We start from the raw sequence: 24,915 nt of genomic DNA, 5'->3' as shown, positions 1-24,915 counted from the left end.
CCTGATTCCGTAGCCTGATTCCCTTTTCCCCTGTTTCCCTTTTTCTCCTGTCCTTCAGCACCACTGCACCTGCATCCTTACCTGCATCTGCCGCTGCGTCATGCTCCTCATTCCCGCGATCGATTTGAAAGACGGTCATTGTGTGCGCCTCAAGCAGGGCGACATGGACCAATCCACCACCTTTGGTGAGGACCCGGTCCAGATGGCCCGCAAGTGGGTGGACGCCGGCGCGCGTCGCCTGCACCTGGTGGACCTGAACGGTGCCTTCGCCGGCAGCCCCAAGAACGAGTTGGCCATCCGCGGCATCCTGAAGGAGGTCGGCGGCGAGGTGGACGTGCAACTCGGCGGCGGCATCCGAGATCTGGACACCATCGAGCGCTACCTGGACGCCGGTCTGCGCTACGTCATCATCGGCACGGCCGCCGTGAAGAACCCCGGTTTCTTGCAAGACGCTTGCACCGCCTTCGGGGGCCACATCATCGTGGGCCTGGATGCCAAGGACGGCAAAGTGGCGACGGACGGTTGGAGCAAGCTGACCCGGCACGAGGTCGTGGACCTGGGGCGCAAGTTCCAGGATTACGGCGTCGAATCCATCATCTACACCGACATCGGGCGCGACGGCATGCTCACCGGCATCAACATCGATGCCACCGTGCGCTTGGCCCAGGCGCTGACCATCCCCGTCATCGCCTCGGGGGGCTTGAAGGGCCTGTCCGACATCGAGCAACTTTGCGCGGTCGAGGACGAAGGCGTCGAGGGCGTGATTTGCGGCCGCGCCATCTACAGCGGCGACCTCGATTTCGAAGCGGCCCAGCGGCGCGCCGACGAACTCAACGGCTGAGCGTGAAGCCCATGTCTCAGTCCATGGCCTCGGGCCTGTCCGAGGAGTCCTTCCACGGCCTGCCGTCCCTGCTGCTGCGCCTGCCCAATGGCGACCACCTGCGCGTGCTCAGGCACGGCGCGCACCTGGTGTCCTGGGTGGCGGGCGGGCAAGAGCGCCTGTACCTCAGCCCCAAGTCTGTGCTGGATGGGCAAGCGGCGATCCGCGGCGGTGTGCCGGTGTGCTTCCCCCAGTTCAATATGCGGGGGCCGCTGCCCAAGCATGGCTTTGTGCGCAACCTGCCCTGGGCGGTCGAGGGAGCCGTCAGAACGCCCGCCGACGCGCTGAGCTTGACGTTGCTGCTCCAGGACGGTGCCGCGACGCGCGCTTACTGGCCCCAGGCCTTCGAGGCGCGTTTGACCCTGCTGCTGCGTCCCAGCGAATTGCAACTGACGCTGGACCTGCACAACACCGACACCCAGCCGCTGAGTTTCAGTGGTGCCTTGCACACCTATTTCGCGGTCGACGACATTGCCCAGACCCAGCTTGAGGGCCTGGGCGGGCAGGCCGAGTGGGACTCGGTGCGTGACGTGCACAGCCAGGGTGCCGAGCCGCTGTGTTTCACCGAGGAATTCGACCGCGTCTACCAAGCTGCTTCCCGGCCGCTGACACTGAAAGACGGTGCCGCGCGCGTCACCATCGCGCAAAGCGCCAGCTGGGGGCACACCGTGGTGTGGAATCCTGGCGCGGGCAAGGCCATCCCGGACTTGACCGATGACGCTTACCGGCACTTTCTCTGCGTGGAAGCAGCGCAGGTGCTGACGCCCGTCACCGTGCCGCCTGGCGGCACCTGGCAGGGTTGGCAGCGGTCCACCGTCCTGGCGCGGTGATCCGCGGTCATGCCGCGGTACACGGCAGCGCAAGCGCGTGGACCGTCAATCCTCCTCGTCCGCGATGAACCCATCCACCTGCCGAGCCCAGAGCCGGGCGTAGGCGCCGCCTCGGGCCAGCAGCGCCTCGTGCGATCCCTCCTCGCGGATCTGACCGCCCTCCATGTACACAATGCGGTCCATGCGGCTCACGGTGGACAAGCGGTGTGCAATCGCGATCACCGTGCGGCCTTCGAACAGCTTCCACAGGGCATCGCGGATGGCGTGTTCGGTCTCGGAGTCCAGCGCGCTGGTCGCCTCGTCCAATAGCAGGATGCGCGCCTGCTTCAGGAAGGCGCGCGCGATGGCCACGCGCTGGCGCTCTCCACCGGACAGCAGCACCCCGCGTTCGCCCACGACGGCGTCGTACCCGTTCGGTCGGCGGCGGATGAAGCCATCGCAATGCGCCTGGCGCGCGGCCCGCAGCACCTCGTCCCAGCTGGCTTCGGGCCGGGCGTAGTGGATGTTCTCGCCGATGGTTCGGTGGAAGAGGCCGGGGTCCTGAGGCACTTCGGCGATGGCGCGGTTCAAGGAGCCCAGCGTGATCTGGGCGATGTCCTGGTTGTCGATCAGGATGCGGCCGGCCTGTACTTCGTACTGGCGCCGCAGCAGGCGAATCAAGGTGCTTTTGCCGGAGCCCGAGGGGCCGACCAGCCCGACCTTCTCGCCCGGCCGGATGACCAGGCCCAGCCCGGTGAAGACCGGGGTACCGTCACCGTGCCGGAAGGTGACGCCTTCGAAAGTGATACCGCCTCGCGGGACCTTCAGGTCCGGCGCACCCGGCAGGTCCGCGATCGCGTGAGGCACGTTCAGCGTTTCCAGCGAGGCGTCGATGATGCCCAGGTTCTCGAACAGGTCGGTGAAGCGGGCGCAGAGGTTCCAGACGTTGTTGCTCAGGATGGCCGCCAGCGAAAAAATCATCACCATGTCGCCCACCCGCATCGTGCCGGACACCACCTGGTCGATGGCCAGCGCGATGAAGCTGATCTGGAAGGCCAGCAGGGCGTTGAACATCAGCAGCCACATCAGGATCAGGAAACGGCGCAGCCGGCGGGACGCGTCGGCTTCCCGCAGCACGGCATCGGCCTGGCGCAGGCATTCGTGCGCTCCGCGCGCGAAACCGCGCACGATTTCTGCGTTGCCGAGGGTGTCCACCATCACCCCGGTGGAGCGCGAGACCTCCTCGGACAGGGCGCGCGACAGGCCCAGACAGCGCCGCGCGAGCAGGATCGACAGGGCCAGGTAAGCCACCGTCCAGCCCAGCAACACCCACAGGAAGATCGAGGCCTGGGGCGCCACGATGGCCACGCCCACGGCGATGGCCACGATGAGGCGGGTGATTTCGTTGAACAGGATGCCGAGCAGGTTGGCGGCGGCCTGGCCCGCCTGCTTGACTTTCTGCGCCAGCCGACCCGCGAAGTTGTCCTGGAAATAAGCGGGCGCGTGCTCCATCAGATAAGAGAAGAGGCAGGTCTGCACCTCCATGCGCAGCGACGGCGTGGTGTGCAAGTCCACCCATTCGCGCAGCCGGTTGAAGCCCGCGGACAGCAGCCAAGCCCCGGCGACCAGGGCGAAAGGCAGCCAGATATCGCTGGGCCAGGGGATGTCCTGGCCGGGCTGGAAGCGCGTCAGAGCCTCGACCAGATCGCGCAGGAACAACGGTTCCAGCGCCATCAGTCCGATGCCGGCGACGCTGGTGGCGGTCAGCGCCAGCACGCGCCAGCGAAACCGCGTCCACAGCAGCGTGAACAGAAAAGTCAGTGCATGCCGGGGGATCGTGCCCCGATGGAACTGACGGTAGTGCAAGAAAGAAGATGGCGGGGTGTCCGCGACGTCTACGCTGGTCATGTGTGCAATGGCGCCCGCCTACAATCCCCGGCATGTTAGCCAAACGCATCATCCCCTGCCTGGACGTCACGGGCGGGCGCGTCGTCAAGGGCGTGAACTTCGTCGAGCTGCGCGACGCGGGCGACCCGGTGGAGATCGCCGCGCGCTACAACGAGCAGGGCGCGGACGAACTCACTTTCCTGGACATCACCGCCACCAGTGACGGGCGCGACCTGATCCTGCACATGATCGAGGCCGTGGCCTCGCAGGTCTTCATCCCGCTCACCGTCGGGGGGGGCGTGCGCACGGTGGAAGACGTGCGTCGCCTGCTCAACGCGGGCGCGGACAAGACCAGCTTCAATTCCGCCGCGATCGCCAACCCGCAGGTCATCCGTGATGCCTCCGAGAAGTACGGCGCCCAGTGCATCGTGGTCGCGATTGACGCGAAGCGGCGCTCCGAGGCGGATGCCCAGCGCCTGGTCGACGGCCGTGCCATCGGCCCCGGCTGGGACGTTTACAGCCATGGCGGGCGCAAGAACACTGGCCTGGATGCCCTGGCCTGGGCGCGCCAGATGGCCGAGTTTGGCGCGGGCGAGATTCTGCTGACCAGCATGGACCGCGACGGCACCCAGAGCGGTTTCGACCTGGCGCTTACGCGCGCGGTCAGCGATGCGGTGAGCGTGCCGGTGATTGCCTCCGGCGGCGTGGGCACACTGGACCACCTGGTCGAGGGCGTGAAAAAGGGCGGGGCGGATGCCGTGCTCGCCGCCAGCATCTTCCATTACGGCACCTACACCATCGCTCAGGCCAAGGCAGCGATGGCGGCGGCGGGCATCCCGGTGCGCCTTGAGTCCACGCAGGAGGTGCTGGCATGAGCGCCCCCGTGACGCCTTCGGTCTCCGTCTCGGCTTGGCTGGATGAAGTGAAATGGGACGCCCAGGGCCTGGTGCCGGTGATCGCTCAAGAGCAGGGCAGCAACGATGTGCTGATGTTCGCCTGGATGAACCGCGAGGCCCTGCACAAGACCGCTGAGCTGGGGCAAGCCGTCTACTACAGCCGCTCGCGCGGCAAGCTCTGGTTCAAGGGCGAGGAATCCGGCCATGTGCAGACCGTGCATGAAATCCGGCTGGATTGCGACAACGACGTGGTGTTGCTCAAGGTGACCCAGCAGGGGCACGCCCATGGTGAACCCGGCATTGCCTGTCACACCGGGCGGCACAGCTGCTTTTTCCAGCGTTACGAAAACGGGGCCTGGCACACGGTGGAACCCGTGCTGAAGGACCCGGCGTCGATCTACAAATGAGCATGAACACCCACGATGCCCTGATGCGCCTGGCGGCGGTCATCGACAGCCGCAGGCCCGAACAAGGCGGCGATCCCGAGAAAAGCTACGTCGCGCGCCTGCTGCACAAGGGGCCGGACGCCTTCCTGAAGAAGGTGGGCGAGGAAGCCACCGAAGTGGTGATGGCGGCCAAGGACGCCGACCACGCCCTGGCGGCCGGCGGATCCGGGGTCGAAGCCGCCCGCCAGAAGGTGCTTTACGAGATGGCGGACCTTTGGTTCCACAGCCTGATCGCCCTGGCCCACTACGGTTTGACGCCCGCCGACGTGATCGCCGAGCTGGAACGTCGCGAGGGCATGAGCGGCCTCGAGGAAAAAGCCCTGCGCAAGGCGCAAGCGCGCAGCGCGACGGAAGCCGCTGACAAGCAACAACCCTGATTTTTCAGACCACCCACAGGAGACGGCATGAGCCACGACCCGAACTGCATCTTCTGCAAGATTGTTGCAGGGCAGATTCCCTCGAAAAAGGTCCACGAGGATGGTGACATCCTGGCCTTCCACGACATCCAGCCCTGGGCGCCGGTGCATTTCTTGATCATTCCCAAGCAACACATTGTGTCGATGGCGCAGATCGGGCCGGAGCACGCTGCACTGATGGGGAAGATGATGACCTTGGCCCCGAAGCTGGCGCTGGAGCAAGGTTGCCGTCCGTATCCGGAGGGGGGCTTTCGCATCATGGTCAACACCGGCGCCGATGGCGGGCAGGATGTGCACCACCTGCACCTGCACGTGATTGGCGGGCCGCGTCCCTGGCTCAAAGGCTGAGGCCTTGAGGGGAATGAAGGGCGGGCCAGTTACCTGGGCTTGACAAACAAGCCCTAGAATCTGCGCCCTGATTCCGGGTTTTTTAGGAGTAAGAGATATGGGTTCCTTTTCCATCTGGCACTGGCTGATCGTGCTGTTGATCGTGGTCATGGTGTTCGGCACCAAGAAGCTCAAGAACCTGGGCAGTGACCTGGGTAGCGCCGTCAAGGGCTTCAAGGATGGCATGCGCGACGGTTCCAGCGACGACAAGCCGGCCGCTCCCGCGCCCCAGCCGCAGCAGGTCGCGAGCGCCGCCGTCGACAAGAAGACCATCGACGTCGAAGCCAAGCAAAAGTCGTGACACGCCCTTCGCGCGATCCGCGTCCTGAGACGGTGGTGCTGCAGCCATGATCGACCTCGGCCTGTCCAAGCTGGCGCTGATCGGCGCGGTGGCCTTGATCGTCATCGGGCCGGAGAAGCTGCCGCGCGTCGCTCGCACCGTCGGGACCTTGCTGGGCAAGGCGCAGCGTTACGTGTCCGACGTCAAGGCCGAAGTCAACCGCTCCATGGAGCTGGAAGAGTTGCGCAAGATGAAGGGCACCGTCGAGGGCGCGGCCCGCGACGTCGAGAGTTCCATCCACAGCGCCACGTCCGGAGTCGAGCGGGAGTGGTCGGCCACGGCTTCGGAGTTGACGTCGAGCTACGAATCGTCCGATGGCGTGATGTCCGAACTCGTCAGCTACCCCGAGTACAAGCACCCAGGCAAGAACTGGCGACTCAAGCGGGGCAGCGTTCCCGCCTGGTACAAGGCCCGTCAGGGCGTGCGCACCAAGGCGCTGTCGGGCGCGGCTCGGGTGGCGCGGCACCGCCCGCCGGGCGCTGTCGGCACGGCGAGGCGGCCGCGCCAGCTGGGCTGAGTTTCTCTTTTGTCCCTTTTGTTCTTCATCCCTCTAAACAAGCGCGTTCCTCCCTCACCGGGGCATGGGGCGCAGCGCTGAACGCATGGCTGATTCCGACGACAAAAAGGACGATGAACTGGCGGGCACCGAGCAGCCCTTCGTCCAGCACCTGATGGAGCTGCGCGACCGGCTGCTCAAGAGCGTGATCGCGATGGGCATCGCCATCCTGGCTCTGGCCCTGTACCCGGGCCCTGCCGAGCTGTACGACCTCCTGGCTGCTCCCCTCGTGGCCCATTTGCCACAGGGGACGACCTTGATCGCCACCTCGGTCATTTCGCCCTTCATGGTGCCGCTGAAGATCTTGCTGATGGCCGCGTTCCTGCTGGCCTTGCCCGTGCTGCTCTACCAAATCTGGGCTTTCGTCGCGCCGGGTTTGTACAACCACGAGAAAAAGCTGATCCTGCCCCTGGTGATCAGCAGCACCGTGCTGTTCCTGACCGGCGTGGCCTTCTGCTACTTCTTCGTGTTCGGCAAGGTGTTCGCCTTCATTCAGAGCTTCGCGCCCAAGAGCATCACGGCCGCACCGGACATCGAGGCTTATCTCAGTTTCGTGTTGACCATGTTCCTGGCCTTTGGGCTGGCCTTCGAGGTACCGATCGCGGTGATCGTGCTCGCGCGCCTGGGCATCGTCAGCATTGAGAAGCTCCAGGCTTTCCGCGGCTATTTCGTCGTGCTTGCTTTTGTGATCGCCGCCATCGTGACGCCGCCGGACGTGGTGTCCCAGTTGGCGCTGGCCATTCCCATGTGCCTGCTCTATGAAGTGGGCATCATCGCAGCCCGGATATTCATCCGGCACACCAAGGCGCCGGAAGAAACCCCTGACGCGCAGGCCGAATAAACCGGCTGAGCAGCCGGCTTGATTCGGATTACTCCTGCATCCTGCGGGGGGTAGGGCGCACGCCTGGCGTGATGTTGATGTCCAGCGCCTGGTTCTGCCGTTGCACCGCGAAGGGGGCGGCCTGTCCCGGCTTGAGCGCGGCGACCCGCGTCAGCAGCTCGGAGACGTTGCGCACCGGCTGACCGCCCACGCGGGTGATGACATCCCCGGGGCGGATACCGGCCTGTGCCGCCGGGCCGTTCTGCAGCACCCCGGTGATGATCACGCCCTCTTCGGTCTTGACCCCGAAGGTTTCGGCCAACTCGGCCGTCAGGTCGCTGGGCTCCACCCCGATCCAGCCGCGCGTGACCTGGCCATCGCGCACGATGCTTTCCAGCACTTGCTGGGCGGTCGCCACGGGAATAGCGAAGCCGATGCCCATGTTGCCGCCCGAACGCGAATAGATGGCCGTGTTGATGCCCAGCAGGTTGCCGCTGGCATCGACCAGGGCGCCGCCAGAATTGCCCGGGTTGATGGCCGCGTCGGTCTGGATGAAGTTCTCGAAGGTATTGATGCCGAGCTGGTTGCGCCCCAGCGCGCTGACGATGCCGCTGGTCACGGTCTGGCCGACACCAAAGGGATTGCCGATGGCCAGCACCGGGTCGCCGACCTGCAGTGCATCCGAATTGCCCAGCACGATGACTGGCAGCTTGTCCAACTCGATCTTGAGCACGGCCAAGTCACTGTCGGGGTCCGAACCGATCACGCGTGCACGGGCGTGCCGACTGTCGTTGAGGATGACGTCGATTTCATCGGCGCCCTCGATCACGTGGTTGTTGGTGAGGATGTAGCCGCTCTCGCTGACGATCACGCCGCTGCCAAGACCCACCTGCGGTTCGCTGTCCTGGTCACCGAAGAAAAAGCGAAACCAAGGGTCGTTGTTCAAGGCGCTGCCCGATTGGCCGCGCTTGGGCGCCTTGCTGGTGTTGATGCTCACCACGGCGGCGGAGGCCTTCTGGGCCGCGAGCCGGAAGCTGCCGGGAGGGCCGCCCGCGGAGCGGTCCGAGGGTGCTTGGAAGAGCGCCACGGTAGGTGCGGCTTGTCCAGAAGACAGCAGCCAGCCGGGTTTGAGCGTGGCGACGATGAACCAGATCGCCAGCAGGACGGTGACGGTTTGCGAGAACAGCAGCCAATAGCGTTTCATGGCTGCAAATTGTAGGGGCGCGGCAGTTGCACGGTTGCTTTCATCGTAGGCGCTTGCCGGACTGGGGCAGGGGACCGCTTCTCATGGGATTTACTGCGCAAATCCAAATCGTCGGGTTCCCCTGCCCCGGTCCGGCAAGCTCGTGCAACTTCGGCGCCTGCGCCTGGCGCCCCGTTCCGTATTACAGCCCAGCCGGATACGTATAGCCCGGGAATTCCTTGTTCAGCACCTGCTTGAAGAAAGGCGACTTGAAGGCGGCGGCCAGGTCCTTGGCCCAGGGCTTGGCCTCGTCACCCTTCTTCACGGCGACCACTTGTTGGTATTGCACGGGGGGCTTTTCCAGGGCCAGTGCGCTGGTGAACTTCAGCCCCGCCGAGGTGGCGAAGTTGCCCGGCACGATGGCCACGGCGACGTCGCCCAGGGTGCGCGGCAGTTGGGCGGCTTCGATGGGCACGAACTTCAGTTTCTTCGGGTTGTTTTGAACGTCGCGTTCGCTCACGCGCAGCGGGTCCACGTCCGCCTTCACGGTGATCAGGTTTTGCTGCACCAGCAACTGCAGCGCGCGGGCCAGGTTGCTCGGGTCATTGGGCAGGGAAACGCGGTCACCCTCCTTCAGATCGGCCAGGCTCTTGCGGCTGTCCGAGTAGATGCCCATGGGTGCCGTGGTGCTCTGCGCCAGATCGATCAGGTCCAGCTTCTGGTCGGTCTTGAAGCGGTTGAGGTAGGTGATGTGCTGGAACAGGTTGGCGTCCAGCGCGCCTTGCGCCAGCGCGAGGTTGGGCTGCACATAGTCGTTGAACTCGACCAGCTTGACCTTGTAACCCTGCTGTTCGAGTTGAGGCACGATGGCTTTCTTCAGCACGTCGTAGTTGTAGCCTGCGGTCGCGCCCAGGGTGAGGCTGCTCTTGGCCGGGTCGGCGGCTTGCGCATTCAAGGTGAGGGCCGTGGCCAGGGTGGCGAGCAGGGAGGTACCGGCGCGCAGGAATTGGCGGCGCATGTTCGACATGGAAAGCTTCCTTGAGAAAAGTCAGGGTGGAGAAAAGGAGTTCAACGTTTGTCCAGCCGCTGCGCGATCGCGCTGCCGCCGAACTGGATGATCTGGACCAGCACGACGAGCAGGGTGATGGTCAGCAGCATCACGTCGGTCTGGAAACGGTAGTAGCCGTAGCGGATGGCCAGGTCGCCGATGCCGCCGCCGCCCACCACGCCGGCCACGGCCGAGTAGGACAGAAAGCTCACGGCCAGCACGGTCAGCGCCAGCACCAGGCCGGATCGGGCCTCCAGCACCAGCACGCGCCAGACGATCTGCAGCTCCGAAGCGCCCATGGCGTGCGCGGCCTCGATCACGCCGCGTGGCACCTCGCGGATGCTCTGCTCGACCAAGCGCGCGAAGTAGGGGATGGCCGCGACCGACAGCGGCACCGCGGCGGCCAGCGGGCCGATCGAGGTGCCGGCGACGATGCGCGTGAACGGCACCAGGGCCACCAGCAGGATGATGAATGGGAAGGAGCGCACGGTGTTGACGACCCAGCTCAGCACCAGATAGGCCGGCCGGTTCTGCAGCGATTGGCCAGGGCCCAGCAGGAACAGCAGCACGCCCAGCGGGCCACCCAGCAGGAGTGCGGCCGAGAGGCCGATGCCCAGCATCAGCAAGGTCTGGCCGGTGGCGAGCCAGAGTTCGGGCAGGAGTTCGAGGAGGTTGTCGGACATGGTCAGGCGGTGCTCGTCACGGGGCGGGGTTCACAGGGCTGGATTCACGGAAGTCGGGGACGCGGCGGCTGTGCGCGCGGCGTGTTCCGCGAGCACCCTGGTCTTGCCCTGTTCCTGCGCCAGTTCCTGGCCCAGGGCGCTGAGGCGCGGCGTGTCGAGGTCCGCCACGGCGAACTGCTCGACCACGCGGCCACCTTCGACCACCGCAGCGCGGTCGCACAGCGCCTGCACGACGGCGAGTTCATGCGTGACGATCACGAGGGTCACGCCCAGCTTCTGGTTGATCTCGCGCAAGGTCTGCAGCACCGAGCGGGTGGTTTCGGCGTCCAGGGCCGAGGTGGGCTCGTCGCAGAGCAGCACCTGGGGCCGAGGCGCCAGCGCGCGGGCGATGGCCACGCGCTGCTTCTGCCCGCCCGAGAGCTGTGCCGGATAGGCCTGCAGCTTGTCGCCGAGGCCCACCAGAGCCAGGCATTCACGCACGCGTGTGTCGATCTCGGCTTTGCTGCGCTTGCCCTCGGGCCCCGGGTGCAGGCGCAGCGGGAAGGCCACGTTGTCGAACACGGTGGCGTTCTGCAGCAGGTTGAACTGCTGGAAGATCATGCCCAGGTGCTGGCGCGTCGCGCGCAGCTCGCGTTTGGGCAGGGTGACCAAGTCGCGGCCGTCCACCAGCACCCGTCCGGCATCCGGGCGTTCCAGCAGGTTGATGAGTCGCAGCAGGGTGGACTTGCCCGCGCCGCTGCGGCCGATCAGGCCCAATACCTGGCCCGCGGCGATGTCGAGCGTGACGGATTGCACCGCTGGGAAACGTCCGCCGTCCGGCAGGGTGAAGGTCTTGCTGACGGCCTCAAGCCGGATCAGCGGAACAGGCTCCGACGCGGCCGGAGTCACTGGAAGAGGGGCATGCATGGCGAACAAAAAGCAAGAGCCCCGACGCTTGTGACACGGGGCTCGTGGAATCGAGGCGAAAGTGTGCCCGGTCCGGGCGCTCAAGAGAAACAAATTTTCGTCATATCGTCATGCCCGGTGGTTCTATGGCCGGGCAGGCCCAGGCGGTGTGGTCTCTAAGGGATGAAGCACAATCGCACGCATGACTTCCCGCGAGACCTTGCTCCAGAGTTTCGACGCGCTCCTTCAGCCCGAGCGCTTCAAGGATTACGGCCCCAACGGCTTGCAGGTCGAAGGCAAACCCACCATCCGAAAAATCGTATCGGGCGTCACGGCCAGTCGGGCGCTGATCGAGGCGGCGATCGAGGCCCAAGCCGACGCCATCTTCGTCCACCATGGTCTGTTCTGGCGCGGCCAAGACGGCCGTGTCACGGGCTGGATGAAGCAGCGGCTGCGCTTGCTGCTGGCGCACGACATCAATCTCTACGCCTACCACCTGCCCTTGGACGCGCACCCTGAGTTGGGCAACAACGCCCAATTGGGCGCCCGTCTGGGGTTGCGTGGACAAGCGACGTTTGGTGAGGGCTTGTTGGGCTGGCTGGGTGAGCGTGCCGATGGCAACCTCTACGCCGACGCCCATGTGTTGGCTGACCATGTCGCGCAGCGTCTGGGCCAGACTCCCGGCTCCGGCCGTCGGGTGACGCTCGTGGACGGCGGCCGGCGGAATCTGCGCAAGATTGCCTGGTGCACCGGGGGCGCCCAGGGCTATTTCGAGGCCGCGATCGCGGCTGGCGCCGACGCCTACATCACGGGAGAGATTTCCGAGCCTCAGGCTCACTACGCGCGCGAATGCGGCGTGGCCTACCTGGCTTGCGGTCACCACGCCACCGAGCGCGACGGCGCGCCCGCCGTCGCTGCCCATGTCGCGGCGCAGCTAGGCTTGGCGCACGAATTCATCGACATCGACAACCCCGCCTGAACCAGGGCGGCCTTCGCATGAAACCTTTCGCCATCACCCTGGGCGACGCCGCGGGCATTGGCCCGGAAATCATTTTGAAGGCGGCCTGGCAAGCGCCCGAGCTGCTGCGCGGTTGCTTTGTGGTGGGCGATCCTGCGGTGCTGCACCGTGCGGCGGGGTGGCTGCGCGACAAAGTCAGGGCGCCAGCGGCACAACGGCCGACCCTGGTGCAAATCAGTCATCCCGCGCAGGCGCTCACGGTGCCGGCTCACCATCTGCCGGTGTTGCCTGTCGCCGCCTTGCAGGGCGGCTTGGAGGCTGCGCCGCCCGGCCACATCAGCGCTGCGGCCGGGCGGCTGGCGGGCGAGTGCGTGGTCTGGGCCGCGCGTGCGGCCCTGCGCGAGGAGATCGCGGGGCTGGTGACGGCGCCTTTGCACAAGGAGGCATTGGCTGCCGCCGGCCCGCCCTGGGACCGTTATCCCGGCCACACCGAGTTGCTGCAGGCCGAGGCCGCTGCTCATCGTGGCGTGTCGGTGGCGGACATGCCGGTTCGCATGATGCTGGCCAATGAGGAGTTGCGCACGGTCTTGGTCAGCATCCACCTTTCCTTGCGGGAGGCCATCGACGCCGTCACCCCCGACAACGTCCTGCAGACCTTGCGGATCACCGATGCGGCCCTGCGCCCCTTGCTGGGTCGCGCGCCGCGCATCGGCGTGGCTGGTCTGAACCCGCATGCGGGGGAGGGCGGGCGGTTTGGGCGTGAGGAAATCGAGGTGATCGCGCCCGCGCTCGAGCAGGCTCGGGCAGAAGGCATCGACGCGCGCGGGCCCTACGCCCCGGACACCGTGTTCATGCGCGCGCGTCACGCGCCAGGCCACACGGGCGAATTCGACGTGGTGGTGGCGATGTACCACGACCAAGGGCTCATCCCGGTCAAGTACCTGGGCGTGGAGCAGGGGGTGAATGTCACGCTGGGCTTGCCGCTGCTGCGCACCAGTCCGGACCATGGCACCGCCTTTGACATCGCCGGGCGAGGTGAGGCGGATGCGTCCAGCCTGATCGCGGCAGTGAGGGCGGCCCAGCGTTTGGCGGCACGTTGAGTCGGCTAGAATCCCCCTGCTAAAAGTCCGGCCATCGTGGGTCGGCACGATTTCAACCCCGGTAGATTTGATTGAGGAAACCATGAGCGACACGCTTGCCGATCAGAGTCAGATGGACCCGAGCAAACGGACGTGGCTGATCGCCACGGGCGCTGCGGGTGCCGTGGGGGGCGTGGCCACGCTCGTCCCGTTCGTCAGCACTTTCCAGCCGTCCGAGCGTGCCAAGGCCGCGGGTGCCGCCGTTGAGGTGGACATTTCCGCCCTCAAGCCGGGTGAGAAAGTCACGGTCGAATGGCGCGGCAAACCGGTGTGGATCATGAAGCGCACGCCGGAGCAACTGGCGACGCTTGAAAAGGACGAGGACCAGCTGGCCGATCCGAACTCCGATCGCAAGGCCTACCCGACCCCCGAGTACGCCAAGAATCGCCACCGTTCCATCAAGCCCGAGTTGTTTGTGGGCGTGGGCATTTGCTCCCATCTGGGTTGCTCGCCGTCGGACAAGTTCACGCCTGGCGCCCAGCCCTCGCTGCCCGACAACTGGCCCGGTGGTTTCCTCTGCCCCTGCCACGGTTCCACCTTCGACATGGCGGGCCGTGTGTTCAAGAACAAGCCGGCCCCCGACAACCTGGAAGTCCCGCCGCACATGTACCTGTCCGACAGCAAGCTGCTGATCGGCGAAGACAAGGCCTAAAGGTAGGAAGAAGAACATCATGGCTGAATTCAAGGAACTCCCCGCCGACGCGCCCGCTGGCGCCAAGGTGCTGAACTGGTTCGAGAACCGGTTCCCGACCGCCTTCGACGCCTACCGCGTCCACATGTCGGAGTACTACGCTCCGAAGAACTTCAACTTCTGGTATTTCTTCGGCTCGCTGGCCATGCTGGTGCTGGTGATCCAGATCGTCACCGGCATCTTCCTGGTGATGCACTACAAGCCCGACGCAGCCTTGGCCTTCGGCTCGGTGGAATACATCATGCGCGACGTGCCCTGGGGCTGGCTGGTGCGCTACATGCACAGCACGGGCGCCTCGGCCTTCTTCGTCGTGGTGTACCTGCACATGTTCCGTGGTTTGATCTACGGCAGTTACCGCAAGCCGCGTGAACTGGTCTGGGTCTTCGGCTGCGCCATCTTTCTGGTGCTGATGGCCGAGGCGTTCATGGGTTATCTGCTGCCCTGGGGCCAGATGTCCTACTGGGGCGCGCAGGTGATCGTGAACCTGTTCTCCGCCATTCCCTTCATCGGACCGGATCTGGCCCTGCTGATTCGCGGTGACTACGTGGTGGGCGATGCGACACTGAACCGCTTCTTCAGCTTCCACGTGATCGCCGTGCCCCTGGTGCTGCTGGGTCTGATCGTGGCGCATTTGCTGGCGCTGCACGACGTGGGTTCCAACAACCCGGACGGCGTTGAAATCAAGAAGGGCCCCAAGGGTAACCGTTGGTCCAAGGATGCGCCTGCCGACGGCATCCCCTTCCATCCGTACTACACGGTGCACGACATCATGGGCGTGAGCGTGTTCCTGATGGTGTTCTCTGCCATCGTGTTCTTCGCGCCCGAGTTCGGCGGCTACTTCCTGGAGTACAACAACTTCATTCCGGCCGACCCGCTCAAGACCCCGGCGCACATTGCTCCAGTTTGGTACTTCACGCCCTTCTACTCCATGCTGCGTGCCATCACGACCGAGATGATGTACGCGCTGGTGCTGATCGTGGCGCTGGCCGCCGTGTTGGCCATCGTCAAGGGCAACTTGGGCACCAAGGGCAAAGGTGCGGTGGCGGTGGGCGCCCTCGTCGGCATCGCCTTGATGCTGGGGATCGACGCCAAGTTCTGGGGCGTGGTGGTGATGGGCGGCGCGGTGATCATCCTGTTCTTCCTGCCCTGGCTGGACAACAGCCCAGTCAAGTCCATCCGTTACCGTCCGAGCTGGCACAAGTACCTCTACGGCCTGTTCGTGATCGTCTTCCTGATCCTGGGTTATCTGGGTGTGCAGCCGCCGTCTCCGATCGGTGAGCGCGTGTCCCAGGTCGGCACCCTGTTCTATTTCGGCTTCTTCCTGCTGATGCCGTGGTGGAGCCGCCTGGGTGAGCCCAAGCCGGTGCCCAGCCGCGTGACCTTCGAGGCGCATTGAGCAGACGGAGCAACAACATGAAAAAACTGATTCTTGCCCTCTCCACGTTCTTTGCCTTGAGCGCGGGCGCCCTGGCCGCCGAAGGCGGCATCGCCTGGGACAAGGCCCCCGTGAACACCAGCGATACGGTGTCGTTGCAGAACGGCGCCCGCCTGTTCGTGAACTATTGCCTGAACTGCCATTCGGCCGCCTTCATGCGCTACAACCGCTTGCAGGACATCGGTTTCACGAGCGAGCAGATCAAGGACAACCTGCTGTTCACCAGTGACAAGGTGGGTGACCTGATGAAGTCGGCCATCGACCCGAAGCAGGCCAAGGACTGGTTCGGCGCAAACCCGCCTGACCTGACGCTGATCGCCCGCTCGCGTGCGGGCCATGGCGGCACGGGTGCGGACTATCTCTACACCTTCTTGCGTACCTTCTATCCCGATGCCAGCAAGGCGACGGGCTGGAACAATCTCGCCTTCCCCAGCGTCGCCATGCCCCACGTGCTGTGGGAACTGCAAGGCAAGCGCGCCCCTGTCTATGAGACGCGCGAAGAGCATGGTCATGAAGTGCATGTGTTCAAGGGCTGGCAGCAAGTCACGCCCGGCACCTTGACACCGCTTCAATATGACCAGGCCGTTGGCGATCTGGTGAACTTCCTGCAGTGGATGGGCGAACCTGCGCAAAACACCCGTGTGCGCATCGGTGTGTGGGTTCTGATCTTCCTGCTGGGCTTCACTGTCCTCGCCTGGCGTCTGAACGCGGCGTACTGGAAAGACGTCAAGTAAGCTGTTTGATTGAACAAATTTCGCACCAATTTGGTGCGAAATTTGCTTTTTGATGAGTGGGTTTGCGATAATGCAACCCACTCTTTTCGTTTCTGAATTTCCTTCTTTTCCCCATCCTCCCAGGAGCCAACCCACATGATGGTGCTGTACTCGGGCACGACCTGCCCCTTCTCCCACCGCTGCCGTTTCGTGTTGTTCGAGAAGGGCATGGATTTCGAAATCCGTGATGTGGACCTCTACAACAAGCCCGAGGACATCAATGTCATGAATCCCTACGGCCAGGTGCCCATCCTGGTCGAGCGTGACTTGATCCTGTACGAGTCCAACATCATCAACGAGTACATCGACGAGCGCTTTCCCCATCCGCAGCTCATGCCGGGTGACCCGGTGGACCGTGCCCGTGTGCGCCTGTTCCTGCTGAACTTCGAGAAGGAGCTGTTCGTTCACGTGTCCACGCTCGAAAATCGCGCGACCAAGAACAACGAGAAGGCGCTGGAAAAGGCCCGTGGCCACATCCGCGACCGCCTGACGCAGTTGGCGCCCGTGTTCTTGAAGAACAAGTACATGCTCGGCGATAACTTCTCCATGCTGGACGTGGCGATCGCCCCGCTGCTTTGGCGTCTGGATTACTACGGCATCGACTTGTCCAAGAATGCCGCACCCCTGCTCAAGTACGCTGAGCGCATCTTTTCGCGTCCGGCCTACATCGAGGCCCTGACGCCTTCCGAGAAGGTGATGCGCAAGTAAGCGTGTCGCGGGAACACGCAAGATGAGCCAGAGCACGACGACGGGAACTCAGCCACCTCAGGCCACGTCCACCCGTCCTTACTTGATCCGGGCCCTCTATGAATGGTGTGCCGACAACGGCTTGACGCCTTACGTGGCGGTGCGGGTCGATGACAGCGTGCGTGTACCGCGCGAGTACGTGAAGGACGGGGAAATCGTGCTGAACATCAGCATGGATGCCACAAACGCCCTCCAGATCGGCAATGAGTACATCGAGTTCAAAGCCCGTTTCGCGGGGGTGGGGCGAGACATCCTGGTGCCCATCCGCCAGGTCATGGCAATCTACGCTCGGGAAAATGGCCAGGGCATGGCTTTCCCCTTGGAGTCTGCGCCCGATGGCGAGGCGCATGAAGAAAATGGCACAGGCTCTGACTCTGTGTCCGGAGAGACCGTGCCGGCTGCAGGCGCAATTCTGAGCCTCGCGCCTGATGCCGACGCCGTTCAAGACGAGGAGGGTGACCCGGAACCTCCGCGGCCTCCCGTATCGCCTGTGAGTGGTCGGCCAGCGCTCAAGCGAGTGAAGTAGCGCTTGTGGCGCCCGCGTCACGGCGGGCGGCTTTCTCGCATGCGGTCGGTCTCAGTCAAGGCCGTGCACAGACTAGAATGCGGATCACACAAAGGCACACCCGAGCGAAAGCCGGGGTCGCAAAGCTTCCAGTCTAAAGTAGCTCGCGGACCGCGAGCCGCCAAGATCGTGGGGCCGCTGTCTCAGGGAACTTCCGCGAGAGAGCGGTGTTCTTCCCTATTTCCCCAGGTGTCTACTTTGTGAAGCCCATCGTTCCACGATGGAGTGAGTTGATGCGCCCATCCTCGGCGCCTAGGGGTAGCTGAATGAATATCAATAATTTGCGCGTGTCGCAAAAGCTCTGGCTGATCATCATGGGTCTGCTGACCTTGATCGTGGTGGTCGGGATCTGGGGGCAGATCGCGCTGCGCTCCGCCACTGACCGTGCTTCCGAGGTGGTGGCGCACTACGAGTCCGCGATCGCGACGGCGGTGCGTTGGCAGGGGCTGGCCGAACTGGCCACCGCCATGACCCTGAGTCGAGCCAAGGTCACCGACGCCGCCTTGCGCGCCGACTTTGAGGCGCGCTCCATTGAACTCAGCAAGCGCATCTCGCCAGTTCAGGAGCAAATTGCCAAGAGCGCCCGCTCCGACCGGGACAAGGCCGTCCTGGCCGAGATTGGCAAGCTGCGCGTCACCGTGCTGGCCAACCGCGATCAGATGAAGAAATTCGAGGATGCGCAAGACCAAGCTGGTTTGCTCGCTTTCGTCGAAAGTCAGTACCGGCCCACCCAGGCGACTTACCTGGCGACCATCGGCAAGTACGTCAGCGAGCAGGAGGCCCAGCGGGACGAGGCCAAGGCGGAAATGGAAGCACAGCACCGGCGGTTGCTTGTGATCAGCGGTGTGAGTGTGCTGGTCGTGCTGGCTTTGAGCGTGGGGCTGATCCGTTGGTTGGTGTTGTCCGTCACCAAGCCCTTGGACAGCGCGGTCAGCGTTGCACAGGCCATCGCGGAAGGCGACCTAACCCAGACCCTTCAGACCAGCCGCAAGGACGAGTTTGGCCTGCTGCTGCAGGCCCTGGCCGATATGAACGAGCGCCTGCGTCAACTGGTTTCCAAGGTGCGCAACGGCGTCGAATCGGTGTCCAACGCTTCGGACGAAATCGCCAGCGGTAACCAGGATCTGTCCGCGCGCACCGAGCAGACCGCCGCCAATCTGGAAGAAACCGCCGCCAGCATCGAGCAGCTGACCAGCACGGTTGCCCAATCCGCCGACACGGCGCGGCAGGCAAACCAATTGGTGACATCCGCCGCCGACTCCGCCGTTCGTGGCGGTGAAGTGATGGGGCAGGTGGTCCAGAGCATGCAGCAGATCAGCGAGTCGTCCAAGAAGATCAACGACATCATCAGCGTCATCGACGGCATCGCCTTCCAAACCAACATCCTGGCCCTGAACGCTGCGGTCGAGGCCGCGCGCGCTGGTGAGCAAGGCCGTGGTTTTGCCGTGGTGGCCAGCGAGGTGCGCAGCCTGGCGGGACGCAGCGCGGACGCGGCCAAGGAAATCAAGGGCCTGATCGGCGCCTCGGTGGCGACCGTCGCAGCGGGCTCGACGCAGGTTGAGCAAGCCGGTGCAGCCATGGACGAGATCGTCACCAACGTGAAGCGGGTGTCGGACCTGATCGGCGAGATCACCAGTTCTGCGACGGAACAACGCGACGGCATCAATCAAGTCAATCAGGCCATCAGCAATCTGGACCAAATGACGCAGCAGAACGCGTCCTTGGTGGAAGAGTCAGCGGCGGCCGCATCGGCCTTGCGTGACCAGGCCCTGCGCCTGGCCCAAGTGATGGCGGTCTTCAATGTGGGGGCGGGTGCATCGTCGGTGGCTGCGCAGATCAAGCGCCCCGTGTCAGCCGCCGCGCCCATCTCGGCTCCCGCGCCGGCCTTGGCGGCTCAGCGCAAGCCGTTGTCGCCGCGCCCGGCGACCACTCCCCCACGCCTGACCTCCACGCTGGCCACGACCGCTAAATCCAAGTCTCTGCCGGTGTCGGCGAACGGCAAGGACGACGACGGCGAGTGGGGCGTGTTCTGAACTGAGTGCCGCTGAGGCGCTTTCCCAACACGGCGCAGCCCGTTAAGGCCCGGTGGACACCCGTGAAGACGGGCAGCACCGGGTTTTTTGCTTGCGGCGGACCTAGAAAACGCAAAGGCCTCTGAAGTCAGAGGCCTGGGCTGCGTTTGCGAATGGCGGAGAGGGTGGGATTCGAACCCACGGTAGGCTTGCGCCTACGCCTGATTTCGAGTCAGGTACATTCGACCACTCTGCCACCTCTCCGGCTTTTGACGCATGTGTCGAAGCGCCGGATTGTAGCAGCACCGCACCGGCTTTTTCGCCGCGTCCGGGGCCCGGGGCGACTACCTTGCGTACTTCGTTTCTTCCCTTATGCCTCAGCGGCCTCGCGCAGCAGCCGCAGGGCTGCGCGCAGGGCCTCGGCATCGGTCGGCACGGGCAGTTGAGCGAGTGCCGCGTCGTCGGCCTGCAGGGCCTTGATGGCCGCGCCCGCGTCCTTGGGGCTGGCATAGCCCGCGCTTTGCAGCAGCAACTGGCCCTGGGCGTCGACGAACTTGAAGTAGAACTGGCCGTCCGCCTCGCGGTATTGCTTGAAGCTGGGCAGCGCGGATTTGGCCGCCTTGTCTTTCTTGCCCGTGGCTTGCGTGCGCAGGTCGCGCAGCCCCACGGCGTGCCGCAGCTTGGCCGTGAACGGTGTGGCGATGCGGCGCGCTTTGGCGGCGCCGGCCTTGAGCATCTCTTCCAGCCGCTCGGGGTGGTCGATCAGGGCCTGGTAGGTCTCGCGCATGGGCGCGATTTCGCGGTCGATGCGTTCAAACAGCAGTTCCTTGGCCTGGCCCCAGGCGATGCCCTCGGCGTAGGCCCGGCGCAGTTGCGCTGTTTCCTCGGGCGTGGCGAAGGCTTCGTAGATCTGGAACAGGGCCGAGCCTTCAGTGTCCTTGGGTTCACCGGGCGCGCGGGAATCGGTCTTGATGCCGGCAATGAGCTTCTTCAACTGCTCGCGCGGCGTGAACAGCGGAATCGTGTTGTCGTAGCTCTTGCTCATCTTGCGCCCGTCCAGGCCAGGCAGCGTGGCCACGGTTTCTTCGATCTGCGCTTCGGGCAGGGTGAAGTGCTCGCCGTAGAGGTGGTTGAAGCTGGCGGCGATGTCGCGTGCCATTTCGATGTGCTGGATCTGGTCACGCCCCACGGGCACCCGGTGGGCGTTGAACATCAGGATGTCCGCGGCCATCAGTACCGGGTACATGAAGAGGCCGGCGGAGACGCCGGCGTCTTCATCTTCTGTCAACCCCGCGGCGCGGTTCTTGTCCACCGCGGCCTTGTAGGCGTGCGCGCGGTTGAGCAAGCCCTTGCCGCAGACGCAGGTGAGGAACCAGGTCAGCTCCGGAATTTCAGGGATGTCGCTTTGCCGATAGAAGGTCACGCGCTCCGGGTCCAGGCCGGCCGCGATCCAGGTCGCGGCGATTTCCAGCGTGCTGCGCTGCACGCGGGCCGGGTCGCCGCCGGTCTTGATCAGTGCGTGGTAGTCAGCCAGGAAGTAGTAGCCCTCCATGCCCGCCGTGCGGCTGGCGATGACGGTGGGGCGGATGGCGCCGACGTAGTTGCCCAGGTGGGGCGTGCCCGAGGTGGTGATGCCGGTGAGGACGCGCAGGGTCTCTTTGCTCATGTCGCAGGTGTCGTCAGGAGTTAGCGCACAACGGTTAGCGCAACAGGTAGGTGACCGGCGTTAGCAGCAGGTCCAGCAGACTGTAGGTCAGGCGCATCACGGGCTGCATCCAGTAGTTGCTCACCACGCCCAGGATGACCAGGCCCAGCACGATGAAGAAGCCCCAGGGCTCGAGGCGGGCCAGCCAATAAGCGGGTTTGTTGGGCAGCAGGCCTACCAGCACCCGTCCGCCATCCAGCGGTGGCAACGGGAAGAGGTTGAAAGCGAACATCACCACGTTGACCAAGACCCCCGCACGGCACATTTCGAGGAAGAAGCGTTCGCTGGCTTCCATGTTCAAGCCCAGGGCGATGAGCACGAACAGCAACACGGCCCAGAGCAGGGCTTGCAATAGGTTCGCGCCAGGCCCCGCCAAGGCCACCCAGACCATGTCCCGCTTGGGGTGGCGCAGACGGTCGAAGCGCACCGGCACGGGCTTGGCGTAGCCGAAGACGAAGGCACCCGATGTCGCGAAGTAAATCAACACGGGCATCAGCAGGGTGCCCAGGGGGTCGATGTGCTTGAGCGGGTTGAACGTCATGCGGCCGAGCATCCAGGCGGTGTCATCGCCGAAGCGCTTGGCCGCGTAGCCGTGGGCCGCTTCGTGGACCGTGATGGCGAAGATCACGGGCAGGGCGTAGATGAGGACGGTTTGAATGAGGTTATTGAAATCCACGGGGGGATTGTCGCATTCCCGTAAGGGCTGGGTTCTGCGGGGTTGGAGGCCTGCCTTGCTGTGATGGGGATGTCACGTCTCGGGCTTCGGCTGGGGTGGCAGGCGCGTGGGGCAGGGAACCGCTCCTCATGGGATTTGCTGCGCAAATCCAAATCGTCGGGATTCCCTGCCCCGCGCGCCTGCCACAGGCCTGGTCGGTTGTGTCTGTGCCAGTGCGGGTGCTTTGTGCGAGCGCCCATCGATTCCAGCGCGGTGCGGGCGGGTGACCGCGCCGCCGATTTTGATTTGCGCAGCAAATCTCATGAGGCGGACGGTTGCCCGCCCGTGCCTCGCGGGGAGAGTCCACAGCGAACCGTTAACCGTCAACCCTGAACCACCAAGCACCAAGCACCAAGCACCAAGCACCAAGCACCAAGCACCAAGCAGGCCAGCAAGGTGAGGTTCACAACCCCAGCACCGCCGGATCCCCCCGCCCGCGCCGGATGATTTCGGGTTCGTCGCCGGTGAGGTCGATCACCGTCGTCGGCTCCAGTGGGCAGGCGCCAGCGTCGATCACGGCCGCCAGATCGTGCTGGTAACGCGAGCGTATTTCCTCGGCGTCGTTCAGCGGCTCGGTCTCGCCGGCGGGGATCAGTGTGGTCGCCAGCAAGGGCGCACCGTGCAGCGCCAGCAATTCCTGCAGCACCTTGTGGTCCGGCACCCGCAGGCCGATGGTCTTGCGTGCCGGGTGGCTCAGGCGGCGCGGCACTTCCTTGCTGGCTTCCAGGATGAAGGCCCAGGGCCCCGGCGTCGCGGCCTTGAGCAGACGGTACTGGCGGTTGTCGACCCGCGCGTAGTTCGCCAATTCCGACAGGTCGCGACACAGCAACGTCAGGTGGTGTTTGTCGTCGATGCGCCGGATCGCGCGCAGGCGCTCGGCGGCGGCCTTGTCGTCCAGGTGGCAGACCAGGGCGTAGCAGGAATCGGTGGGCACGGCCAGCACCTGCCCCGACGCGAGCAGGGCCACGGCCTGCTTGAGCAGGCGCTGCTGCGGGTTGTCGGGATGAAGTTCAAAGAACTGGGCCATGGCGGGTCAAGTGCTGCCGTGAGAAAGGCGTTGTGGATAGCTGAGTGAGGGACAGGGAGAATGAGGTAACGCTCTCAGACTTCCATCGGCTCGCGCAGCGCGCTGTTTTGGAAGTCCTTGGCTCGCTCGGCGGCTTTCACGCGCAAGGCCAGCCAAGCGCTGGCGGCGCCACAGCTGGCGATCAGCAGCATGCCCAGCAAGCCCCAGCCATCGGCCAAATGGCCGAAGACGAGCCAGCCCGCGAACATGGCGAAGGCGATTTGCACGTACATCAAGGGCATCAGCGAGGACGCGGGTGCGCGCCGATAGGCCTGGATCAGCGCGAAATGGCCGATGGTGCCCGTGAGACCCATGAGGATCAGCGCGCTCCACTGCGGCAATGTCTGCGGTGTGATCCAGATGAAGGGCAGGGCCAGTGAGGCCAGGAGCGCGCCCACCCAGCCGGTGTAGAAGTGCATCGTGACGGCATCCTCGGTTTGCACCATCTTGCCGGTCAGGAGTTGGAAGGCCGAATGCGTGCCTACCTGGGCCAAGGGCAAGAGTACATGCCAGCCGAACAGCTCGCCGCCGGGCCGGATGATGATGAGCGTGCCGATGAAGCCTCCGGCCACCAAGGTCCAGCGCAGGCGCGAGACATGTTCACCCAGGAGCGTGGCTGCCAGCAGGGTGACCACCAGCGGCGCGATCATGGCGATGGCGGTGAACTCTCCCACGGGCATGTACTTCACGCTGAGAAAGGTCAGCAGGCTGGTCACCGCGAGCAAGGCCCCGCGCAGCGCATGCAGGCCAGGGCGCCGCGTATGGAAGATGGCGCTGCCCCGCTGCGGGAGCATGACCACCGTGGTCAGCACGGCCTGGAAGATGTAGCGGAACCACAGCCCCAGCAGCACTGGCAGGGTGAGCGCGACGATCTTGGCGGAGGTGTCCAGCGTCGCGAAGCAGGCCAGCGCGGCCAGAGCGAGCAACATGCCGCCGCCGGTGTTGCGGCGGGCAAGAAGAGAAGTCATGAAAGGCGTGAATCAGTGGTGGATGCGTTCGGACAGCAGTTCCCAGACGGGGGTGAGCTGGCCGGGCAGGTAAGGCAGGGCGCCCAGGTCGATGCGGGACTCGTCGGGGCTGTGAAAGTCACTGCCGCGTGAAGCCGCCAGGCCGAATTCCATGGCCATCTCGGCGTATTTGACGTACTCGCTGGGCAGATGGCTTCCAGTCACGACCTCGACACCCAAGCCCCCGTGGTGCTTGAACTCCGAAAACAGGGCGTATTCCTCATTGGGTGTGAACTTGTAGCGGGCCGGGTGCGCGATCACGGCCAGGCCGCCCGCGCGGGTGATCCAAGTCACGGCGTCACCCAGTGTGGCCCAGCGGTGCGGGATGTAACCGGGTTTGCCTTCCGTCAAAAAGCGGCGGAACACCTCGTTCGTATCGCTGCAGACGCCCGCTTCCACCAGATAGCGGGCGAAATGGGTGCGTGAGATCAGTTCCGGATTGCCCACGTACTTGAGCGCCCCTTCGTAAGCCCCAGGGATGCCGGCTTGCGCGAGTTGCTCGCTCATTTCACGTGCTCGCTCACCACGCCCACCGCGCGTCTGGCGCAGGCCTTCGACCAGCAGGGTGTCAGCGGCATCAAAGCCCAAGCCGACGATGTGCACGGTCTGGCCAGCGAACGTGATGGAGATTTCCACCCCCGTGAGGTAAGGCAGTCCCTGCGAACGAGCCGCGGCCATGGCGCGTTGCTGTCCGCTCACCTCATCGTGGTCGGTGAGCGCCCACAGCTCGACCCCCGCCAATTTCGCCCGCTGGGCCAGGGCCTCAGGCGTCAGGGTGCCGTCAGACGCCACGGAATGGCAATGAAGGTCGGCATTCAGATAGGAGGCCATGGTCTGGATTCTAGAGGGCTGGCTGCGTCCGGTCG

27 protein-coding genes, 1 tRNA gene and 1 riboswitch are annotated in these 24,915 nt (G+C 64.7%); of the genes, 17 read left to right on the top strand and 11 right to left on the bottom strand.

The window, feature by feature from the left end; genetic code table 11:
• Positions 1–100 precede the first annotated feature (100 nt).
• Together hisA and HGR_RS15705 are read left to right on the top strand one after the other, a co-directional pair.
• Positions 101–841: a 1-(5-phosphoribosyl)-5-[(5-phosphoribosylamino)methylideneamino]imidazole-4-carboxamide isomerase gene (hisA, locus tag HGR_RS15710; protein ID WP_006299362.1), complete on the top strand. Its 741-nt coding sequence runs from the start codon at positions 101–103 to the stop codon at positions 839–841.
• An 11-nt stretch (positions 842–852) separates the two neighbouring features.
• On the top strand, positions 853–1,710 hold the full coding sequence (locus HGR_RS15705; RefSeq protein ID WP_237701429.1) for a D-hexose-6-phosphate mutarotase: 858 nt from the start codon (positions 853–855) through the stop codon (positions 1,708–1,710).
• 45 nt (positions 1,711–1,755) lie between these two features.
• Here the strand turns inward: HGR_RS15705 and HGR_RS15700 are convergent, their stop codons facing one another.
• Positions 1,756–3,597, bottom strand: coding sequence for an ABC transporter ATP-binding protein (locus HGR_RS15700; protein ID WP_006299360.1), 1,842 nt, complete (start codon positions 3,595–3,597; stop codon positions 1,756–1,758).
• Between the two features lie 32 nt (positions 3,598–3,629).
• Between HGR_RS15700 and hisF the strand changes: the two genes are divergently transcribed.
• The 7 genes from hisF (at position 3,630) to tatC (ending at position 7,458) form a co-directional block, all read left to right on the top strand.
• Positions 3,630–4,451 (top strand): imidazole glycerol phosphate synthase subunit HisF, encoded by an 822-nt coding sequence (gene hisF / locus HGR_RS15695; RefSeq protein ID WP_006299359.1) that lies wholly within the window; start codon positions 3,630–3,632, stop codon positions 4,449–4,451.
• Entirely contained in the window at positions 4,448–4,879 is a 432-nt protein-coding gene (hisI, locus tag HGR_RS15690) for a phosphoribosyl-AMP cyclohydrolase (protein ID WP_006299357.1), read from the top strand. The genes hisF and hisI overlap by 4 nt, the downstream gene beginning before the upstream one ends.
• 2 nt (positions 4,880–4,881) lie before the next feature.
• Positions 4,882–5,295, top strand: coding sequence for a phosphoribosyl-ATP diphosphatase (locus tag HGR_RS15685; RefSeq protein ID WP_081463570.1), 414 nt, complete (start codon positions 4,882–4,884; stop codon positions 5,293–5,295).
• A 27-nt stretch (positions 5,296–5,322) separates the two neighbouring features.
• Positions 5,323–5,682 (top strand): histidine triad nucleotide-binding protein, encoded by a 360-nt coding sequence (locus HGR_RS15680; RefSeq protein WP_006299353.1) that lies wholly within the window; start codon positions 5,323–5,325, stop codon positions 5,680–5,682.
• Positions 5,683–5,779: 97 nt separating this feature from the next.
• A complete protein-coding gene (gene tatA, locus HGR_RS15675) occupies positions 5,780–6,022 on the top strand; it encodes a Sec-independent protein translocase subunit TatA (RefSeq protein WP_006299351.1) in 243 nt (80 codons plus the stop codon).
• 46 nt (positions 6,023–6,068) lie between these two features.
• Positions 6,069–6,578, top strand: a complete 510-nt coding sequence (gene tatB / locus HGR_RS15670) for a Sec-independent protein translocase protein TatB (RefSeq protein WP_006299349.1) — start codon at positions 6,069–6,071, stop codon at positions 6,576–6,578.
• A gap of 85 nt (positions 6,579–6,663) precedes the next feature.
• Entirely contained in the window at positions 6,664–7,458 is a 795-nt protein-coding gene (gene tatC / locus HGR_RS15665) for a twin-arginine translocase subunit TatC (protein WP_039853834.1), read from the top strand.
• Between the two features lie 28 nt (positions 7,459–7,486).
• Here the strand turns inward: tatC and HGR_RS15660 are convergent, their stop codons facing one another.
• The 4 genes from HGR_RS15660 to HGR_RS15645 form a co-directional block, all read right to left on the bottom strand.
• A complete protein-coding gene (locus HGR_RS15660; protein ID WP_006299345.1) occupies positions 7,487–8,641 on the bottom strand; it encodes a S1C family serine protease in 1,155 nt (384 codons plus the stop codon).
• Between the two features lie 181 nt (positions 8,642–8,822).
• Positions 8,823–9,647, bottom strand: coding sequence for a MetQ/NlpA family ABC transporter substrate-binding protein (locus HGR_RS15655; protein WP_006299343.1), 825 nt, complete (start codon positions 9,645–9,647; stop codon positions 8,823–8,825).
• 41 nt (positions 9,648–9,688) lie between these two features.
• Positions 9,689–10,351, bottom strand: coding sequence for a methionine ABC transporter permease (locus HGR_RS15650; protein ID WP_006299342.1), 663 nt, complete (start codon positions 10,349–10,351; stop codon positions 9,689–9,691).
• Between the two features lie 30 nt (positions 10,352–10,381).
• On the bottom strand, positions 10,382–11,257 hold the full coding sequence (locus tag HGR_RS15645; RefSeq protein ID WP_050797485.1) for a methionine ABC transporter ATP-binding protein: 876 nt from the start codon (positions 11,255–11,257) through the stop codon (positions 10,382–10,384).
• Between the two features lie 181 nt (positions 11,258–11,438).
• Here HGR_RS15645 and HGR_RS15640 point away from each other — a divergent pair, with 181 nt between their 5' ends.
• From HGR_RS15640 to HGR_RS15605, 8 genes are all read left to right on the top strand, one after another.
• Positions 11,439–12,215 carry a Nif3-like dinuclear metal center hexameric protein gene (locus HGR_RS15640; RefSeq protein ID WP_006299340.1) on the top strand — a complete coding sequence of 259 codons (777 nt, stop codon included), beginning with the start codon at positions 11,439–11,441 and terminating at the stop codon, positions 12,213–12,215.
• Positions 12,216–12,232: 17 nt separating this feature from the next.
• Positions 12,233–13,294 carry a 4-hydroxythreonine-4-phosphate dehydrogenase PdxA gene (gene pdxA, locus HGR_RS15635; RefSeq protein WP_006299339.1) on the top strand — a complete coding sequence of 354 codons (1,062 nt, stop codon included), beginning with the start codon at positions 12,233–12,235 and terminating at the stop codon, positions 13,292–13,294.
• An 82-nt stretch (positions 13,295–13,376) separates the two neighbouring features.
• A complete protein-coding gene (gene petA / locus HGR_RS15630) occupies positions 13,377–13,985 on the top strand; it encodes a ubiquinol-cytochrome c reductase iron-sulfur subunit (RefSeq protein ID WP_006299338.1) in 609 nt (202 codons plus the stop codon).
• Between the two features lie 16 nt (positions 13,986–14,001).
• Positions 14,002–15,420 carry a cytochrome b gene (locus HGR_RS15625; protein ID WP_138922569.1) on the top strand — a complete coding sequence of 473 codons (1,419 nt, stop codon included), beginning with the start codon at positions 14,002–14,004 and terminating at the stop codon, positions 15,418–15,420.
• Positions 15,421–15,437: 17 nt separating this feature from the next.
• Positions 15,438–16,193: a cytochrome c1 gene (locus HGR_RS15620; protein WP_006299336.1), complete on the top strand. Its 756-nt coding sequence runs from the start codon at positions 15,438–15,440 to the stop codon at positions 16,191–16,193.
• 135 nt (positions 16,194–16,328) lie between these two features.
• On the top strand, positions 16,329–16,940 hold the full coding sequence (locus HGR_RS15615) for a glutathione S-transferase N-terminal domain-containing protein (protein WP_006299335.1): 612 nt from the start codon (positions 16,329–16,331) through the stop codon (positions 16,938–16,940).
• Positions 16,941–16,962: 22 nt separating this feature from the next.
• Entirely contained in the window at positions 16,963–17,505 is a 543-nt protein-coding gene (locus HGR_RS15610; protein WP_050797484.1) for a ClpXP protease specificity-enhancing factor, read from the top strand.
• Positions 17,506–17,588: 83 nt separating this feature from the next.
• Positions 17,589–17,687: riboswitch (cyclic di-GMP riboswitch) on the top strand.
• Between the two features lie 123 nt (positions 17,688–17,810).
• Entirely contained in the window at positions 17,811–19,577 is a 1,767-nt protein-coding gene (locus tag HGR_RS15605) for a methyl-accepting chemotaxis protein (protein ID WP_006299333.1), read from the top strand.
• Positions 19,578–19,730: 153 nt separating this feature from the next.
• Here the strand turns inward: HGR_RS15605 and HGR_RS15600 are convergent.
• From HGR_RS15600 to HGR_RS15575, 6 genes are all read right to left on the bottom strand, one after another.
• Positions 19,731–19,820 (bottom strand) — tRNA-Ser (locus tag HGR_RS15600).
• A gap of 106 nt (positions 19,821–19,926) precedes the next feature.
• Positions 19,927–21,222 (bottom strand): tryptophan--tRNA ligase, encoded by a 1,296-nt coding sequence (locus HGR_RS15595; RefSeq protein ID WP_006299332.1) that lies wholly within the window; start codon positions 21,220–21,222, stop codon positions 19,927–19,929.
• A 34-nt stretch (positions 21,223–21,256) separates the two neighbouring features.
• Positions 21,257–21,937, bottom strand: coding sequence for a site-2 protease family protein (locus HGR_RS15590; RefSeq protein WP_006299331.1), 681 nt, complete (start codon positions 21,935–21,937; stop codon positions 21,257–21,259).
• A 442-nt stretch (positions 21,938–22,379) separates the two neighbouring features.
• Positions 22,380–23,003, bottom strand: coding sequence for an L-threonylcarbamoyladenylate synthase (locus HGR_RS15585; RefSeq protein ID WP_006299330.1), 624 nt, complete (start codon positions 23,001–23,003; stop codon positions 22,380–22,382).
• A 74-nt stretch (positions 23,004–23,077) separates the two neighbouring features.
• Entirely contained in the window at positions 23,078–24,010 is a 933-nt protein-coding gene (locus tag HGR_RS15580) for a DMT family transporter (RefSeq protein WP_138922568.1), read from the bottom strand.
• A 12-nt stretch (positions 24,011–24,022) separates the two neighbouring features.
• Positions 24,023–24,880, bottom strand: a complete 858-nt coding sequence (locus tag HGR_RS15575) for a 3',5'-nucleoside bisphosphate phosphatase (RefSeq protein ID WP_006299328.1) — start codon at positions 24,878–24,880, stop codon at positions 24,023–24,025.
• Positions 24,881–24,915: the final 35 nt, after the last annotated feature.

This window comes from Hylemonella gracilis ATCC 19624 (assembly GCF_000211835.1).
Lineage (GTDB): Bacteria > Pseudomonadota > Gammaproteobacteria > Burkholderiales > Burkholderiaceae_C > Hylemonella > Hylemonella gracilis.
The sequence above is the reverse complement of the archived record's forward strand: the minus strand, read 5'-3'. Positions and strand labels throughout refer to the sequence as shown.

Bases quoted from the DNA above. Each gene is read 5' to 3' on its own strand.
- HGR_RS15610 (WP_050797484.1), top strand. From the start codon at position 16,963: ATGAGCCAGAGCACGACGACGGGAACTCAGCCACCTCAGGCCACGTCC.
- tatA (WP_006299351.1), top strand. From the start codon at position 5,780: ATGGGTTCCTTTTCCATCTGGCACTGGCTGATCGTGCTGTTGATCGTG.
- HGR_RS15645 (WP_050797485.1), bottom strand. From the start codon at position 11,257: ATGCATGCCCCTCTTCCAGTGACTCCGGCCGCGTCGGAGCCTGTTCCG.
- HGR_RS15650 (WP_006299342.1), bottom strand. From the start codon at position 10,351: ATGTCCGACAACCTCCTCGAACTCCTGCCCGAACTCTGGCTCGCCACC.
- tatC (WP_039853834.1), top strand. From the start codon at position 6,664: ATGGCTGATTCCGACGACAAAAAGGACGATGAACTGGCGGGCACCGAG.
- HGR_RS15585 (WP_006299330.1), bottom strand. From the start codon at position 23,003: ATGGCCCAGTTCTTTGAACTTCATCCCGACAACCCGCAGCAGCGCCTG.
- HGR_RS15595 (WP_006299332.1), bottom strand. From the start codon at position 21,222: ATGAGCAAAGAGACCCTGCGCGTCCTCACCGGCATCACCACCTCGGGC.
- HGR_RS15620 (WP_006299336.1), top strand. From the start codon at position 15,438: ATGAAAAAACTGATTCTTGCCCTCTCCACGTTCTTTGCCTTGAGCGCG.
- HGR_RS15660 (WP_006299345.1), bottom strand. From the start codon at position 8,641: ATGAAACGCTATTGGCTGCTGTTCTCGCAAACCGTCACCGTCCTGCTG.
- hisI (WP_006299357.1), top strand. From the start codon at position 4,448: ATGAGCGCCCCCGTGACGCCTTCGGTCTCCGTCTCGGCTTGGCTGGAT.
- HGR_RS15615 (WP_006299335.1), top strand. From the start codon at position 16,329: ATGATGGTGCTGTACTCGGGCACGACCTGCCCCTTCTCCCACCGCTGC.
- hisA (WP_006299362.1), top strand. From the start codon at position 101: ATGCTCCTCATTCCCGCGATCGATTTGAAAGACGGTCATTGTGTGCGC.
- hisF (WP_006299359.1), top strand. From the start codon at position 3,630: ATGTTAGCCAAACGCATCATCCCCTGCCTGGACGTCACGGGCGGGCGC.
- HGR_RS15575 (WP_006299328.1), bottom strand. From the start codon at position 24,880: ATGGCCTCCTATCTGAATGCCGACCTTCATTGCCATTCCGTGGCGTCT.
- HGR_RS15605 (WP_006299333.1), top strand. From the start codon at position 17,811: ATGAATATCAATAATTTGCGCGTGTCGCAAAAGCTCTGGCTGATCATC.
- pdxA (WP_006299339.1), top strand. From the start codon at position 12,233: ATGAAACCTTTCGCCATCACCCTGGGCGACGCCGCGGGCATTGGCCCG.
- HGR_RS15655 (WP_006299343.1), bottom strand. From the start codon at position 9,647: ATGTCGAACATGCGCCGCCAATTCCTGCGCGCCGGTACCTCCCTGCTC.
- HGR_RS15580 (WP_138922568.1), bottom strand. From the start codon at position 24,010: ATGACTTCTCTTCTTGCCCGCCGCAACACCGGCGGCGGCATGTTGCTC.
- HGR_RS15680 (WP_006299353.1), top strand. From the start codon at position 5,323: ATGAGCCACGACCCGAACTGCATCTTCTGCAAGATTGTTGCAGGGCAG.
- petA (WP_006299338.1), top strand. From the start codon at position 13,377: ATGAGCGACACGCTTGCCGATCAGAGTCAGATGGACCCGAGCAAACGG.
- HGR_RS15705 (WP_237701429.1), top strand. From the start codon at position 853: ATGTCTCAGTCCATGGCCTCGGGCCTGTCCGAGGAGTCCTTCCACGGC.
- HGR_RS15700 (WP_006299360.1), bottom strand. From the start codon at position 3,597: ATGACCAGCGTAGACGTCGCGGACACCCCGCCATCTTCTTTCTTGCAC.
- HGR_RS15640 (WP_006299340.1), top strand. From the start codon at position 11,439: ATGACTTCCCGCGAGACCTTGCTCCAGAGTTTCGACGCGCTCCTTCAG.
- tatB (WP_006299349.1), top strand. From the start codon at position 6,069: ATGATCGACCTCGGCCTGTCCAAGCTGGCGCTGATCGGCGCGGTGGCC.
- HGR_RS15685 (WP_081463570.1), top strand. From the start codon at position 4,882: ATGAACACCCACGATGCCCTGATGCGCCTGGCGGCGGTCATCGACAGC.